Below are 14,907 nucleotides of genomic sequence, written 5' to 3'. Positions count from 1 at the left end.
ATCAAGCATCCCAGAGGGTGCCGAAGGCCAGGAGTTCGTCCCGGTACTCGATGCGGCCCTCCCATTCGCGGGGCCAGACGTCCGCACCGAGGTGGGCTCCGGCGAAGGCACCGGCCAGGCAGGCGAGGGAGTCGGAGTCGCCCCGGGTGCAGGCGGCCCGGCGCAGCGCCGTCAGCGGCTCGTCGGGGAAGAGCAGGAAGCAGTGCAGGGCGGTGGCGAGGGCCTCCTCGGCCACCCAGCCGTCGCCCGTGGTCAGGCAGGGGTCGGTCTCCGGGGACGGGGACCGCAGGGCTGCCGCCAGCCGGTCCAGGACCGCCAGGCAGTCGTCCCAGCCCCGCGCCATGAAGGACTCCGGGGAGGCGTCGGACGCCGTCCGCATCCACAGGTCGCCGAGCCAGCGCTCGTGGTAGCGGGTGCGGTTCTCCAGGGCGTACGAGCGCAGCCGCCCGACGAGCCCCGTCACCTCGGTGCCCTCGGCGAGCAGGTGGACCGCCCGGGCGGTCAGGTCGGAGGCGGCGAGCGCGGTGGGGTGCCCGTGGGTGAGGGCGGACTGGAGCTGCGCGGCGCCGGCCCGCTCCTCCTCGGTCCAGTCCGGAACCAGCCCGACCGGGACCACCCGCATGTTGGCACCGCAGCCCTTGGAGCCGATCTGGCTGGCGTCGCGCCAGTCCCGGTCCGGGGTGTCCAGCAGCCGGCAGGCCGTCATGCAGGTGCGGCCCGGGGCCCGGTTGTTCTCCGGGGAGTGGTACCAGTCGACGAACTCCTCGCGGACGGGCCGGGCCAGGCGCAGCGGCTCCACCCGGCCGCGCTCCGCCGCCGTGCGCATGCCGCGGGCCAGTGCGAGGGTCATCTGGGTGTCGTCCGTGACGATCGCCGGGCGCGGGAGGCTCATCTCGCGCCAGGGGCCCGTCTTGGCCAGGATCGAGGGCACGTCGTTGAACTCGGTCGGGAAGCCGAGGGCGTCGCCCAGGGCCAGGCCGATCAGGGCGCCCGTCGCGGCTCGCTTCGTCATCGAGTGGGTCCTTCCGGTCGGAGCAGAGGGGGATGCAGGGTGGTCGCCGGGCCGGGCCGGTAGAGGGCGGCCGGTTTGCCGCGGCCGCCGGTCAGCCGGGCCGCGCCCGGCACGGCCTCGACGAATCCCGGTGTCGCCAGGACCTTGCGGCGGAAGTTGGGGCGGTCGAGGGTGGTGTTCCAGACGGTCTCGTAGATGGACTGGAGCTCGCCGAGGGTGAACTCGGGCGGGCAGAAGCCGGTGGCCAGGCAGGTGTACTCCAGCTTGGAGCCGATCCGCTCCCGCGCGTCCGCCAGGATCACCGCGTGGTCGAAGGCCAGTTCCGTGACCTCCTCCAGTGCGAGCCAGCGGGCGTGCGCCGCGTCCCCGCCGCCCTGCGCCGCCGGCTCCGGCAGGTCCGGTACGAGTGCGGTGAAGGCCACCGAGACCACCCGCATCCGGGGGTCCCGGTCCGGCTCGCTGTACGTGCGCAGCTGTTCCAGGTGGAGCGCCGCCACGAGCTGCTCCGACAGGCCGGTCTCCTCGGCCAGTTCGCGCCGGGCGGCGGTCTCGGCGGACTCCCGCGGCAGGACGAAGCCGCCGGGCAGCGCCCAGGCCCCGGCGTACGGCTGCTGACCGCGCCGGATCAGCAGGACGTGCAGGGCGCCGCCGCGCACCGTGAACACGGCCAGGTCGACGGTCACCGCGAACGGCTCGAAGGCGTGCGGGTCATAGCCGGCGGTCATCGGTTCTCCGGGAGGGGGTCGGTGAAGTGCCAGCCCTCGGCCAGCAGTCCGTCCACGGCCCGGACGGCCGCTTCCAGCCGGGCCGCCCGGTCCCCGCGCACGACGAGGTAACGCCGTCCGGTGCGCTCCAGTTCCGCCCGGAACCGCTCCGTCATCCAGGGCCGCAGGTGCTCCCCGTCCCGCAGTCCGTCGTCCTCGAAGGGCACGTCGGCGTGGTCGGTCAGCAGGTACAGGTCGCGCCGGGTCCGGTCGGCGATCCGCTCGACCTCGGTGTTGCGGCCGTCCATGTACCGCTCGTGCCAGATGCCGGTCGCGAAGGAGTCGGTGTCGCAGAACAGCACCGGGGAGCCGAGCCGGGCCGCCCGCTCCTCGTCGGCGTCCTGGCGGCGGGCGATGACCGGGAACTCCTCGGAGGTGAAGGAGACGTCGGCCCAGGAGGCCGCCGGGTCGGCCGCGCGGGCCGCCGCCAGCTTCTCCTCGCTGTACCGGCGGCCGTACTCGGCGACCCAGCCCGTCCTGGCCCAGACGCCGCCGCGGCGCCGGTAGTGGTCCGCCAGGGCCCGCGAGAGCGTGGTGGTGCCGGTGGACTCCGCCCCGAGGACGACGACCCGTCGGGTCAGGGCGGCCCGTACGGCCGGCCCGAGGAAGTCCCAGGAGCCGACCGGGTCCTGCCGCACGGCCGTCCCCGACACCGGGAACAGCGTCCGCTCCCGGTCCACCAGGACCTCCGCGGCGCCGAACCGCCGGGCGAGCTCGCTCCCGTACTCCTCCGAGGTGAACACGGCGTCCACCCGTCCGGGGACCGCGCTCCGGAAGACCGCCATGTGGGCCTCCCAGATCGCCGGGTCGTGCAGGTCGACGGGGATGTCGTCCACCGCGCCGACGACCTCGGCCCCGGGGTGCGCCTCGCGCATCCAGGCGACCCGGTCGGCGAGCGGGACCGATTCGACGGAGGCCGCGCACACCAGGACGGTCAGCCGCTCGCACTGGTCGTGGGCGGTGCGGACGAGGTGGTGGTGGCCGGCGTGCGGCGGGTAGAACTTGCCGAGGACCAGGCCGTGCCCGTGGCGCCTCATGCCGCCGCCTCCGCCGCTTCCGCCGCCGTACGGGCGCCGGGCGCCGGGAGCGTGCGCCGCCAGCCGAGGAGTCCGACCACGCACAGGGCGAGGAAGCCCACGTAGAGCGCGGAGGTCAGGTAGAGGCCCTTGTGGGCGTAGAGCGGGATGTAGACGAGGTCGGCCGCGATCCACAGCCACCAGGACTCGACGAGCTTGCGGCACTGGCCGTAGGTGGCGACGAGCGAGAGCCCCGTGGTCAGAGCGTCCCAGAAGGGGACGGTGGAGTCGGTGGCCCGGCTCAGCAGCAGGGTGAGCGCGAGCACCCCCACCGCCCCCGCCGCGGCGAGCCCGGCCCATTCGGTGCGCGTGGTGCGGCGCACCGGCAGGGCCTCGGCGGATCCTGGTCCACCCCCGTGGGTCCAGGACCACCAGCCGTAGGCGGCGAGGGCGATGAAGACGATCTGGAGCCCGGCGTCGGCGTAGAGGCCCGCCTGGGCGAAGAGCACGATGAAGAAGACGTTGTTGGCGATGCCGATCGGCCAGTTGGCCACGTGCTGCCGGGCGACCAGCCAGACGCACAGGGCGCCGGTGGCGAAGCCGAGCACCTCGGTCCAGCTCATGGTCCAGCTCATGCCGACCCCCCTCACTCCGTTTAATGGTCAGCCTGACTATAAACAGGGATCGGGGTGCCCGGCAAGCACAGAACCCGCGGCGCCCAGGGGCACCGCGGGTTCTGTGCGATCGGGCCGGCCGCCTGCGCGGCGGCCGGCCGGGAGTACTACAGACCGACCTCGCGCATCAGCATGCCGACCTCGGTGTTGGTCAGGCGGCGCAGCCAGCCGGACTTCTGGTCGCCCAGCTCGATCGGACCGAAGGAGGTACGGACGAGCTTCTCGACGGGGAAGCCGGCCTCCGCCATCATGCGGCGGACGATGTGCTTGCGGCCCTCGTGGAGGGTGACCTCGACCAGGTAGTTCTTGCCGACCTGGTCGACGACGCGGAAGTGGTCGGCGCGGGCGTAGCCGTCCTCCAGCTCGATGCCGTCCTTGAGGCGCTTGCCGATCTCGCGCGGCAGCGGGCCGGTGATGGCGGCCACGTACGTCTTCTTCACGCCGTACTTCGGGTGCGTGAGGCGGTGGGCCAGCTCACCGTGGTTGGTGAGCAGGATGATGCCCTCGGTCTCGGTGTCGAGCCGGCCGACGTGGAAGAGACGGGTCTCACGGTTGGTGACGTAGTCGCCCAGGCACTGGCGTCCGTCCGGGTCCTCCATGGTGGAGACGACACCGGCCGGCTTGTTCAGCGCGAAGAACAGGTACGACTGGGTGGCGACGGTCAGGCCGTCCACCTTGATCTCGTCCTTCGGCTGGACGCGCTTGCCCTGCTCCAGCACGATCTCGCCGTTGACCTCGACGCGGGCCTGCTCGATGAGCTCCTCGCAAGCGCGGCGCGAACCCATGCCGGCGCGGGCGAGCACCTTCTGCAGACGCTCACCCTCCTCCTCGGCACCCGGGAAGGTCTTCGGGGTCTTGATCACGGGCCGGTCGGCGTAGCGGTCGCGCACCCGCTCCTCGATGCGCGCGTCCAGCTCGCGCGGGCGGGACTGGCCGCTGCGGCTGCCGGGGCCGCTGCGCGGGCCGCCCGCGCCGCCGATGCCGGGGGTCTTGGAGGTCCGGGGACCGCCCTTGGCGCCACCGCGCGCCGCCGCGCCGCGGGCACCGCCGCCGCCCGCCTTGGGGCCGCTGCGTCCGCTGCGCTCGCCCTCGGGGCCGACGTCGTAGCGGCGCTCCTCGGGACGCGGGTTGCGGATGCGGGGGGCCGGCTGGTCGCGGTCGCGCGAGTCGGAGCCGCCGCCCTGGTAACCGCCACCTCCCTGGTAGCCGCCGCGGGAGCCGCCGGAGCTGCCACCGCGCGAACCGCCGGAGCCGCCGGAGCTGCCACCGCGGTAGCCGCCGCCGGAGCCGCCGGAGCTGCCGCCACGGGAGCCACCGGAGCCACCGGAGCCGCCGCCGCGGTAGCCGCCGCCCGAGCCGCTGCCACCGCCGGAGCCGCTCCCGCGGTAGCCACCGCCGCCGCTGGAGGAGCCGCCGCGGGAGTTACCGCGCCCGCCGCCACCGCCGCCGCCGCTGTTCCTGTTGCCGCCACCGTTGCCGTTGCCGCTGCTTCGCATCAAAGTTCCGTCGTCTTGTCGTCTTCATCGGTGTCCGGTGCGTCCGGATCGAACGACGGCACACCTTCTTGCGTCTCGGCTTCGATCGCGTCCGCCTCGGGGAGGAAGGGCGCGAGCTCCGGGAGCTCGTCCAGGCCGCGCAGGCCCATCCGCTCCAGAAAGTAGTTCGTCGTCCTGTATAGGATCGCACCTGTTTCGGGTTCCGTCCCCGCCTCCTCCACCAGACCGCGCTGGAGGAGGGTGCGCATGACCCCGTCGCAGTTGACTCCGCGCACCGCCGAAACCCGCGATCGGCTGACCGGCTGGCGGTACGCGACGACCGCCAGGGTCTCCAGCGCCGCCTGGGTCAGCCGGGCCTGCTGCCCGTCCAGTACGAAGCCCTCCACGGCCGGCGCGTACTCGGCCCGGGTGTAGAACCGCCAGCCCCCGGCGACGAGCCGGAGCTCGAAGCCCCGGCGCGCGGCCGTGTACTCGTCGGCGAGGTCGCGCAGGGCCTGCGCGACCTCGCGCGGGGTGCGCTCCAGCACCTTGGCGAGGTGCGCCTCGGTCGCCGGCTCGTCCACGACCATGAGCACGGCCTCCAGGGCCGGCTTCAGCTCCAGCGCGGCCACCGCGCTCACGTCGCTGCTCAATCCTTCGCCTCCACGATCCGGTCGAACTCGTCGGTGACGGTCGGCATGCCGTCGCCGTCCCCGCCGCTCCAGCGCACGGTGAGGGTCCGCAGGGCCTCCTCCTGGTCGAGGACGACCGCCTTCTCCCGGTAGAGCTCCAGCAGCGCCAGGAAGCGCGCGACGACGGTGAGGGTGTCCTCCGCGTCCTCGGTGAGCTCCTGGAAGGTGGCCTCCCCGCGCGCCTTCAGCATCCGCACCACCAGCCCGGCCTGCTCGCGCACGCTGACCAGGGGGGCGTGGATGTGGTCCACGTACACCTGGGGCTTGGCCCTGGGCTGCATCGCCTTCACGGCGAGCCGGGCGAAGCCCTCCGGCCCGATGCTGATGACCACCTCGGGCAGCAGGTCGGCGTGGTGCGGCTCCAGCCCCACGGTCCGCGGGTACCGCCTGCCCTCGGCCTCCGCGCGCTGCTCGAAGATCTCGGCGATCTGCTTGTACGCGCGGTACTGGAGCAGCCGCGCGAAGAGCAGGTCCCGGGCCTCCAGCAGCGCCAGGTCCGCCTCGTCCTCCACCTCGGCGACCGGCAGCAGCCGGGCGGCCTTCAGGTCGAGCAGGGTGGCGGCGACGACGAGGAACTCGGTGGTCTGGTCGAGGTCCCAGTCGGGGCCCATGGCCCGGATGTGCGCCATGAACTCGTCGGTGACCTTGGAGAGGGCGACCTCGGTGACGTCGAGCTTGTGCCGCGAGATCAGCTGGAGCAGCAGGTCGAAGGGGCCCTCGAAGTTGTCGAGCCGCAGCGTGAACCGCCCGTCGCCGCCCGCGGGGATCGCGCGCTCGGTGGCCGCGGCCGCCTCGGGGGCTGCCTCGGCGTCCGGGGCGGGGGCTGCCTCGCCGTCCGGGCCGGGGAGCTCCTGCTGCCCGTCTGCGGGCCCGGGGGAACGTTCCGGCACCGCGGCGCCCGCCTCGGGTGCGGGGCCCTCAGCGGGCGCCTCAGGGGCTTCGGGGTCCGCTGAGGCGCCCGCGTCCGCTTGCCGGGCCGCGTCGGGGGCGCCCGGGCCGCGGCCCAGGGCGCGCCGGGTCGGTCGGCCGGATTCGGCGGGGAGGGGCATCGCGGTCCAGGAGGTGCAAGGGGGCGGCGTGGGGGGTGCCGGGCGCCATGGCCGCGGCCACCAGCAGCCTACGGGCTGGCCCGCGCTCCCCGGCGGATCACCGCCCGGCACGGCGCCGCACCGTCGGGCCGGCGCTCCCCCGCCCGTACGGATTCCCGTGCCGGCGGGTCACCGCGACGGGGCGAAGTTCTGGGGGGCCCGCTCCGGGAAGGGCGCGTCGCGGGCGGAGCGGCGACGCGCCGGCGGCCCGGACGGGCCGGACGGGTCCGGGCGCCGGGAGGGACGGCCCGCGGGGCGGGACGGCCCGCGGGGCGGTCAGCGGCCGCGCAGGCGCCGTACGAGGATGCTCGCGTCGCCGCGGGATTCGAGATCGGCGAGCACGACCGCCACCGCCTCGCGGACGATGCGGCCGCGGTCCACCGCCAGCCCGTGCTCCCCGCGCAGCACCAGCCGCGCGTGTTCCAGGTCCATGAGCTCCTCGGCGGAGACGTAGACCGTGATCTTCTCGTCGTGCCGCTCACGGCCGCTGGGGCGCCGGTTGGCGCCCCGGCCCTGCCCCTTGCCCCGGCGGCCCGCGCCGGCCGGGGCGGACCCCACGCCGCCGGCCGGGCCGGCAGAACCTTCCTGCGGGCGCCTCGGCTGCCCCACGACGGGCCCGCCGGTCTCCGCGCCGGCCGCGGCCTCCCGGCCACGGCCCTCGCTCGCCGCGCCCTCGGCCGAAGCGGCCGAGTGTTCCGCGGCGGGCGTCTCGTCGACCCCGCGCCGCGGCGAGGACGACTGGAGCGCCATCCCCCCGGTCGTACGGAACAGTTCGTCGGCTCCGGGCAGACTCACTCGGCGTGACACCGGGCGAGCACCTCCCTGGCCAACTGGCGGTAGGCGGCGGCGCCGACGGAGTTGGACGCGTACGTCGTGATCGGCTCACCGGCGACCGTGGTCTCCGGGAAGCGCACCGTGCGGCCGATGACCGTGTGGTAGACGTGGTCGTCGAAGGCCTCGACGACGCGCGCCAGCACCTCACGGCTGTGCACCGTACGGGAGTCGTACATCGTGGCGAGGATGCCGTCGAGCTCCAGCTCGGGGTTGAGCCGCTCCTGCACCTTCTCGATGGTCTCGGTCAGCAGCGCCACGCCGCGCAGCGCGAAGAACTCGCACTCCAGCGGGACGATGACCTTGTGAGCCGCCGTCAGGGCGTTCACGGTCAGCAGACCGAGCGAGGGCTGACAGTCGATCACGATGTAGTCGTAGTCGGCCATCAGGGGCTTCAGGGCCCGCTGCAGGGTGGACTCGCGCGCGACCTCGCTGACCAACTGCACTTCGGCAGCGGACAGGTCGATGTTGCTCGGCAGCAGGTCCATGTTGGGGACCGCCGTCTTGAGCAGCACCTCGTCGGCCGACATGCCCCGCTCCATGAGCAGGTTGTAGACCGTCAGGTCGAGTTCCATCGGGTTCACGCCGAGGCCCACGGACAGTGCGCCCTGCGGGTCGAAGTCGACGAGCAGCACGCGGCGCCCGTACTCGGCGAGCGCGGCACCCAGGTTGATGGTCGACGTGGTCTTGCCCACGCCGCCCTTCTGGTTGCACATCGCGATGATCTTCGCCGGACCGTGGTCGGTCAGCGGACCCGGGATCGGGAAGTACGGGAGCGGGCGTCCGGTCGGGCCGATCCGCTCACGGCGCTGGCGGGCAGCGTCGGGGGCGAGAGTGGCCGCGTACTCGGGGTCCGGTTCGTACTCCGCGTCGGGGTCGTAGAAGTGCCCTTCGGGCACATTGTCGTAGTCGGCGAAACCCACGGGCTTTTCGCCGCTCAGGTCGCCGGCCCTGGAGTTCACGTCTAGGCCGTCCATGCTCTTTTGGGGCGTCGTCATGTGCTGGTGGTTTGCGAAGGTGCGTACCGCGACGGAGCCGACGGCTTCGAGCCCGGTAGGGCCCTGGCCCCGCTCAGGCATCCCTGCTCGACCACCCCCAGGAGCAAATGTCGACTCATTCACAAGTCGTCTTACCTCCTCGGACGTGACCAGGACACTTATCGATAGGTCAGCGTGGCACCATGCCGACGGTTGGCGACTCTATGGCGTGTCACCACTCAGCGGCAACACAATCCGCCGGACCCGGCACGATGTGTCGGCAACCGAACACCACTCTGTCAAGGGCGCACGAGCTGTCGCTGCGAAGTTTCGCGGGTGTGCGAAAGGGTTAAAGGGTTACGTTCGAGGCGAGTTGAGCGGGGTCGCCGGGCACCGCGCAAACGCGTCCGGCCGGACCTTGCGGGCAAGGTCCGGCCGGATACGTGAGATTGACGTCAGTCGTTGACGGGGTCCGACCGATCAGCCGAGGAGCGTGCTCAGCTCAAGGGTCTCGAGGCCGTGGGCCTCGGCAACGGGACCGTAAACGACCTGGCCGTCATGGGTGTTGAGGCCCAGGGCGAGCGCGGCGTCGCGGCGCAGCGCCTCGGCCCAGCCGAGGTTGGCGAGCTGCACGATGTAGGGCAGCGTCGCGTTCGTCAGCGCGTAGGTGGAGGTGTTCGGCACCGCGCCCGGCATGTTGGCGACGCAGTAGAAGACCGAGTTGTGGACCTGGAAGGTCGGCTCGGCGTGGGTGGTCGGACGGGAGTCCTCGAAGCAGCCGCCCTGGTCGATCGCAATGTCGACAAGGACACTTCCGGGCTTCATCTTGGCGACGAGCTCGTTGGTGACCAGCTTCGGGGCCTTCGCACCCGGGATCAGCACCGCGCCGATGACGAGGTCGGCCTCGACGACGGCCTTCTCCAGCTCGAAGGCGTTGGAGACGATCGTCTTGATCTTCGTGCCGAAGATCTTGTCGGCCTCGCGGAGCTTGTTGATGTCGCGGTCCAGCAGGGTCACGTGGAAGCCCATGCCGATGGCGATCTGCGCGGCGTTCCAGCCGGAGACGCCGCCGCCGATGACCACGCACTCGCCGGCGTGGGTGCCGGGGACACCGCCCGGGAGGACGCCGCGGCCGCCGGCCGAGCGCATCAGGTGGTAGGCGCCGACCTGCGGGGCCAGCCGGCCCGCGACCTCGGACATCGGGGCGAGCAGCGGCAGCGCGCGGTTGGCGAGCTCGACCGTCTCGTAGGCGATGGCGGTGGTGCCGGACTCCAGCAGGGCGTCCGTGCACTCGCGGGAGGCCGCCAGGTGCAGGTAGGTGAAGAGCGTCTGGTCCTTGCGGAGGCGGTGGTACTCCTCCGCGATCGGCTCCTTGACCTTGAGCAGCAGGTCGGCGGTGGCCCAGACCTCGTCGGCGCTGCCGAGGATCTCGGCGCCGGCCGAGACGTACTCGGCGTCCGTGATCGAGGAACCCACACCGGCGTTCTGCTCGACGAAGACCTGGTGGCCGTTGCGGACCAGCTCATGCACGCCGGCGGGCGTGATGGCGACCCGGAACTCGTTGTTCTTGACCTCGCGGGGGATGCCGACCTTCATCGTCGATCACGGTCCTTGGCTCAGGGGATTTTGGGGGTCACTTCCATACATACCCGCCCACAAGAACGCGCAACGGGATGCACCACGGGAAGCCGCGGTGAACCCAGTCTAATGAAGGATGAGTCGCTGTCTAGCCTTGCAAACCAATAATCTCAGTCGGAACCACTGCGGATTTCGCAGGCTGCGGGGTCGTCTCCCAGCAATCTGTCGGCCGCGGACCGGTGCAACCTCGCAGCTGCGGGGTCTCCCAGCCGGTCCAGCGTGTCGGCCAACCGGACCTGCAGAGCGGCCTGAAGTCGCTGGTCCCCCGCCCTGCGCGCCAGCTCCACCGCCTCGCGGCAGGTGTGCAGCGATTCCTCGGGCCGTCCGGCGTACTCCTGGACCCGCGCCATCTCGCTCAACGCCTTTGCCTGCCCGGGCACATCGGCCAGCTTCCGGTAGCCCGCGGCGGCCGCCCGCCAGCTGCGCAGCGCGTCCCCGTACCGCCCCGCGTAGGTGTGGACGTTGCCGAGCCGCCCGTACAGCCGGGCCTCGTCCGCGCGCTCGCCCCGCGCCAGGGCCTGGGAGAGCGCCCGGCCGAACCAGTCGGAGGCCCGGTGCCAGTCCGCCAGCTCCTGGTACGCACCCCCTACGGATTCCATCGCGCGGCCGGTCGCGTAGGGGTCGTTCGCCGCCCGTCCGGCGTCCAGCGCGGCCCGGTAGCGCTCCAGCGCCTCCTGGGTCCGGCCGGTCGCGGCGTCCAGATCGGCCAGGTTCAGCAGCGCGGCGGCCTGCTCCCGGTGCAGCTTGCGGCGCTCGGCCACGTCGAGGACCAGGCGGTGCAGCCCGTACAGCTCGGGGGCGGCCCCGGCGGTGCCGCGGTGGTCCGCCAGCGCCCGTACGAGGGCCGCGACCAGCCTGCGGGCCAGGGTGTCCAGCTCCCCGTCGGCCACGGCCAGCGAGGCGGCCGCGCAGAGCGCGGGCAGCCGGGTGTCCAGCCAGGTGGCGGCGGCCCGCCGGTCGGGGAACCGCAGGGCGCGCGGCAGACCGTCCAGCAGTTCCCGCAGGCCGTCGTCGACGGCGGCGTCCACCCCGGGCTCCTCGGGCTCGGCCATGGCCCGGCAGGACTGCAGCAGCCGTACGGTGCGCTCCAGCATCCGGGCCCGGGCCAGCTGGACCTCGGCGGGGCGCTCCTTGGCCTCCAGCAGCGCCTGGAGCATCGGTGCGAGACAGCCGGGCAGCAGGAAGAGGCCGTCCTGGGAGGAGCGGACGAGGCCCAGCCCGGCGAAGTCGTCGAGCGTGGACTGGGCGGCGGCGACGGAGCAGCCGGCGAGGGCCGAGGCGGTGTGCGAGTCGACGATGCCGGCCGGGGCGAGCGGCAGCAGCCGCAGGGTCCGCTGGGCGGGCTGCGGCAGGGACTCGTAGACGAGCCGGAAGCCGCGGGCGAGCGGGCCGCCGGTGGTGGCGGGCATGTCGTGCAGCTGCTTGGCCACGTCGGCGACGGAGGCCTTGGGGTGCGCGGCGAGCCAGCCGCCGACGAGGACGAGTGCGGCGGGCTGCCCCCCGCACTCCTCGGCGAGGGCCTCGGCGGCCCGGGGGTCGGCGGTGACGCGGGTGTCGCCGATGCGCTGCGCGAGCAGTTCCACGGCGGAGGGGGTGTCGAGCCCGCCGAGGGTGCAGGGCCGGACGTCGGGGATCCCGGTGAGCGGCCCCTCGGCGGTGACCACGACCAGGCACTCGGGGGTGTCCGGCAGCAGCGCGTCCACCTGCTGCGGATCGGCGGCGTCGTCAACCAGGATGATCACCCGGCGGCCTTCGAGGGCGGTGCGCAGGGCGGAGCTCAGCTCGTCCTCGCCGGCCCCGGGCGGGGTGGGCCGCCCCAGCCCCTCCAGCAGGCTCCGCACGGCCCGTTCGGTGGCCACGGTCTCCCCGCCGGGGGCGGTGAGCCGGGTGCGGAGCACCCCGCCGGGATACTCCTCGGCGACCTCGCGCACGAAGGCCTCGGCGAGGGCCGTGCGCCCGGACCCCGGCCGCCCGGCGACGAGCAGCACCCGGGCCCGGGGCGCCTTGGCCTTGCGGCCGGAGAGGGTGTCGAGCCCGGTCCGTGCGATGTCCTCGCGCAGCTCCTTGAGCTCACGCCGCCGCCCGACGAAATCCGCCACGGATCCGCTCCTCTCACTGCCACCGGATTGCGAGCGTAGTTCACGCAGAGCGACGACCCGTGTGGAGCGCGGCGGGCAAATCCCCCAATCGGATCAGCAGATGGACCTATTTTTCACGAACGGCTCCCTCCGCCGGGGAGTCGGGCGCGCTCACGCCTCGTACGGACGGGCCGGCCAGGGGGCCAGGGCCGGGCGCAGGGAGTCGATGCCGCCCTCGGAGGCGAGCGCCGCGGCGAGCGCCAGTACCCCGGTCACCAGGCCCGGGTTGCCCAGCTCGCCGGCCAGGACCCCGCGGACCAGGTCCGCGAGCGGGACGCGGGCGATCTCCATGTCGGCCTCCTCGTCGGAGACCTCGTACCGCTTCCCCTCGGCCTCCGCCAGGTCCCGCGCGAGGAAGACCCGTACGGCCTCGTCGGATCCGCCGGGCGAGCTGAAGAAGTCGGCCAGCACCCGCCAGTCGCCCGCCTTGGCGTGCGCCTCCTCGTACAGCTCCCGCTGGGCCGCGTGCAGCGGGTTCTCGCCGGGTACGTCGAGCAGCCCGGCCGGGAGCTCCCACAGCCGGTGCCGCACCGGGTGGCGGAACTGCTTGAGGACCAGCACCCGCTGCTCCTCGTCGAGGGCGAGGACGCACACCGAGCCGGGGTGCACCTGGTAGTCGCGGCGCACCACCATACGGTCCGGCATCCGGACCTGGTCCGACTTCACGGAGGTCTTCGCACCCTCGAACGGGGTCCGTGAGGCGACCACCTCCCACGACTCCGGTGTGTCCACGATGTCGTTGCCCATGGCCATGGCCGATACCTTCCCCGAAAACGCGACAGCCGGGGCACGATCCGTGCCCCGGCTGCCTACGTTATGCGGTCAGGCGCTCACTTCGCGGACTGCTGCCGCTCCACGGCCGCCTTGACTAGGCCCGCGAACAGCGGGTGCGGGCGGGTCGGGCGCGAGCGCAGCTCCGGGTGGGCCTGGGTGGCCACCAGGTAGGGGTGCACCTCGCGCGGGTACTCGACGTACTCGACGAGCTTGTTGTCCGGGGAGGTGCCGGAGAAGACGAGGCCCGCCTTCTTCTCCAGTTCACCGCGGTAGGCGTTGTTGACCTCGTAGCGGTGGCGGTGGCGCTCGTCCACGTACGCCTGGTCGCCGTAGACCTCGCGCACGATGGAGCCCTCGGCGAGCTTCGCCGGGTACATGCCCAGGCGCATGGTGCCGCCCAGGTCGCCCGCGCCCTCGACGAAGGCCAGCTGCTCCTCCATGGTCGAGATGACCGGGTGCGGGGTGGAGGCGTCGAACTCGGTGGAGTTCGCGTCATCGATGCCCGCGAGGTTGCGCGCGGCCTCGATGACCACGCACTGCAGGCCCAGGCACAGGCCGAGCAGCGGGATCTTGTTCTCGCGGGCGTAGGTGATCGCGCCGACCTTGCCGTTGACGCCGCGGTCGCCGAAGCCGCCGGGCACGCAGATCGCGTCCACGTCGCCGAGCACCGCCGCGGCACCGGCCGGGGTCTTGCAGTCGTCGGAGGTGACCCACTTGATCTGGACGCGGGCCTTGTTGGCGAAACCGCCGGCGCGCAGCGCCTCGGTCACCGACAGGTAGGCGTCGGGCAGGTCGATGTACTTGCCGACGAGCGCGACCTTGACCTCGTGGTCGGGGTTGTGGACGCGGTCGAGCAGGTCCTCCCAGACCGTCCAGTCCACGTCGCGGAACGGCAGGTCGAGCTTGCGCACGACGTACGCGTCCAGGCCCTCGGTGTGCAGGACCTTCGGGATGTCGTAGATGGACTTGGCGTCGATGGCCGCGACCACGGCCGCCTCGTCCACGTCGCACATCAGCGAGATCTTGCGCTTGATGGAGGTCGGCACGTCGCGGTCGGCGCGCAGCACGATGGCGTCGGGCTGGATACCGATGTTGCGCAGGGCCGCGACCGAGTGCTGGGTCGGCTTGGTCTTGAGCTCGCCGGAGGGGCCGATGTAGGGCAGCAGCGAGATGTGCACGACGAAGACGTTGTCGCGGCCGACCTCGTGGCGGACCTGGCGGACGGTCTCCAGGAACGGCAGCGACTCGATGTCGCCGACGGTGCCGCCGACCTCGGTGATGACGACGTCGACGTCCTCGGTCGCCATCCGGCGGATGCGGTGCTTGATCTCGTTGGTGATGTGCGGGATGACCTGCACGGTGTCACCGAGGTACTCGCCGCGGCGCTCCTTGGCGATGACCGTGTTGTAGACCTGGCCGGTGGTGACGTTGGCCGAGCCGTCGAGGTCGACGTCGAGGAAGCGCTCGTAGTGGCCGATGTCCAGGTCGGTCTCGGCGCCGTCGTTGGTGACGAACACCTCGCCGTGCTGGAACGGGTTCATGGTGCCGGGGTCGACGTTCAGGTACGGGTCGAGCTTCTGCATCGTGACCCGCAGACCGCGCGCCTTCAGCAGCGCACCCAGGCTGGAGGCCGTCAGGCCCTTGCCGAGGGAGGAAGCGACACCCCCGGTGACGAAGATGTGCTTGGTCGTCATGGATTTGGGCGGCATCGCCAAGAGGGGGCTCCCGTGGTCGCGAGGTGAGGTGCGTCCGGCGCCGGCCACCGTCGATCCGGAAGGGTCTCAGGGGGCGCCGAAGCTGCGGTTTCGGGGCTCCTGATTCGCACAGG

General features: G+C 72.7%; 13 protein-coding genes. All 13 read right to left on the bottom strand.

From position 1 onward, the window contains the following. Window position 1 precedes the first annotated feature (1 nt). Window positions 2–1,012 carry an ADP-ribosylglycohydrolase family protein gene (locus B6R96_RS27290; RefSeq protein WP_081523904.1) on the bottom strand — a complete coding sequence of 337 codons (1,011 nt, stop codon included), beginning with the start codon at window positions 1,010–1,012 and terminating at the stop codon, window positions 2–4. Then, on the bottom strand, window positions 1,009–1,737 hold the full coding sequence (locus tag B6R96_RS27285; RefSeq protein WP_081523903.1) for an NUDIX hydrolase: 729 nt from the start codon (window positions 1,735–1,737) through the stop codon (window positions 1,009–1,011). The genes B6R96_RS27290 and B6R96_RS27285 overlap by 4 nt, the downstream gene beginning before the upstream one ends. Beyond that, on the bottom strand, window positions 1,734–2,813 hold the full coding sequence (locus tag B6R96_RS27280; protein WP_081523902.1) for an AAA family ATPase: 1,080 nt from the start codon (window positions 2,811–2,813) through the stop codon (window positions 1,734–1,736). The genes B6R96_RS27285 and B6R96_RS27280 overlap by 4 nt, the downstream gene beginning before the upstream one ends. After that, on the bottom strand, window positions 2,810–3,427 hold the full coding sequence (pnuC, locus tag B6R96_RS27275) for a nicotinamide riboside transporter PnuC (RefSeq protein ID WP_053702667.1): 618 nt from the start codon (window positions 3,425–3,427) through the stop codon (window positions 2,810–2,812). Before pnuC ends, B6R96_RS27280 begins: the two co-directional genes overlap by 4 nt. A 146-nt stretch (window positions 3,428–3,573) precedes the next feature. Further along, window positions 3,574–4,962: a pseudouridine synthase gene (locus B6R96_RS27270; RefSeq protein WP_053702668.1), complete on the bottom strand. Its 1,389-nt coding sequence runs from the start codon at window positions 4,960–4,962 to the stop codon at window positions 3,574–3,576. Continuing rightward, window positions 4,962–5,594 carry an SMC-Scp complex subunit ScpB gene (gene scpB / locus B6R96_RS27265; RefSeq protein ID WP_081523901.1) on the bottom strand — a complete coding sequence of 211 codons (633 nt, stop codon included), beginning with the start codon at window positions 5,592–5,594 and terminating at the stop codon, window positions 4,962–4,964. Before scpB ends, B6R96_RS27270 begins: the two co-directional genes overlap by 1 nt. After that, a complete protein-coding gene (locus B6R96_RS27260) occupies window positions 5,591–6,682 on the bottom strand; it encodes a segregation and condensation protein A (protein ID WP_081523900.1) in 1,092 nt (363 codons plus the stop codon). Before B6R96_RS27260 ends, scpB begins: the two co-directional genes overlap by 4 nt. A gap of 315 nt (window positions 6,683–6,997) precedes the next feature. Continuing rightward, window positions 6,998–7,528, bottom strand: coding sequence for a hypothetical protein (locus B6R96_RS27255; protein ID WP_078626629.1), 531 nt, complete (start codon window positions 7,526–7,528; stop codon window positions 6,998–7,000). Then, the gene (locus tag B6R96_RS27250; protein WP_078626630.1) at window positions 7,513–8,631 is read right to left on the bottom strand and encodes a ParA family protein; all 1,119 of its coding nucleotides are present in this window, start codon (window positions 8,629–8,631) and stop codon (window positions 7,513–7,515) included. Before B6R96_RS27250 ends, B6R96_RS27255 begins: the two co-directional genes overlap by 16 nt. A 378-nt stretch (window positions 8,632–9,009) precedes the next feature. Beyond that, window positions 9,010–10,125: an alanine dehydrogenase gene (ald, locus tag B6R96_RS27245; protein WP_030389218.1), complete on the bottom strand. Its 1,116-nt coding sequence runs from the start codon at window positions 10,123–10,125 to the stop codon at window positions 9,010–9,012. Window positions 10,126–10,277: 152 nt separating this feature from the next. Continuing rightward, window positions 10,278–12,266 carry a tetratricopeptide repeat protein gene (locus tag B6R96_RS27240; RefSeq protein WP_237291531.1) on the bottom strand — a complete coding sequence of 663 codons (1,989 nt, stop codon included), beginning with the start codon at window positions 12,264–12,266 and terminating at the stop codon, window positions 10,278–10,280. Between the two features lie 150 nt (window positions 12,267–12,416). Further along, on the bottom strand, window positions 12,417–13,052 hold the full coding sequence (locus tag B6R96_RS27235) for an NUDIX domain-containing protein (protein WP_081525281.1): 636 nt from the start codon (window positions 13,050–13,052) through the stop codon (window positions 12,417–12,419). A gap of 83 nt (window positions 13,053–13,135) precedes the next feature. Beyond that, window positions 13,136–14,788, bottom strand: a complete 1,653-nt coding sequence (locus B6R96_RS27230) for a CTP synthase (protein ID WP_053702672.1) — start codon at window positions 14,786–14,788, stop codon at window positions 13,136–13,138. Between the last annotated feature and the right edge of the window lie 119 nt (window positions 14,789–14,907).

This window comes from Streptomyces sp. Sge12, assembly GCF_002080455.1.
Taxonomy (GTDB): Bacteria; Actinomycetota; Actinomycetes; order Streptomycetales; family Streptomycetaceae; genus Streptomyces.
Note: the sequence above shows the minus strand (reverse complement) of the source record. Positions and strands in the feature narration are given on the sequence as shown.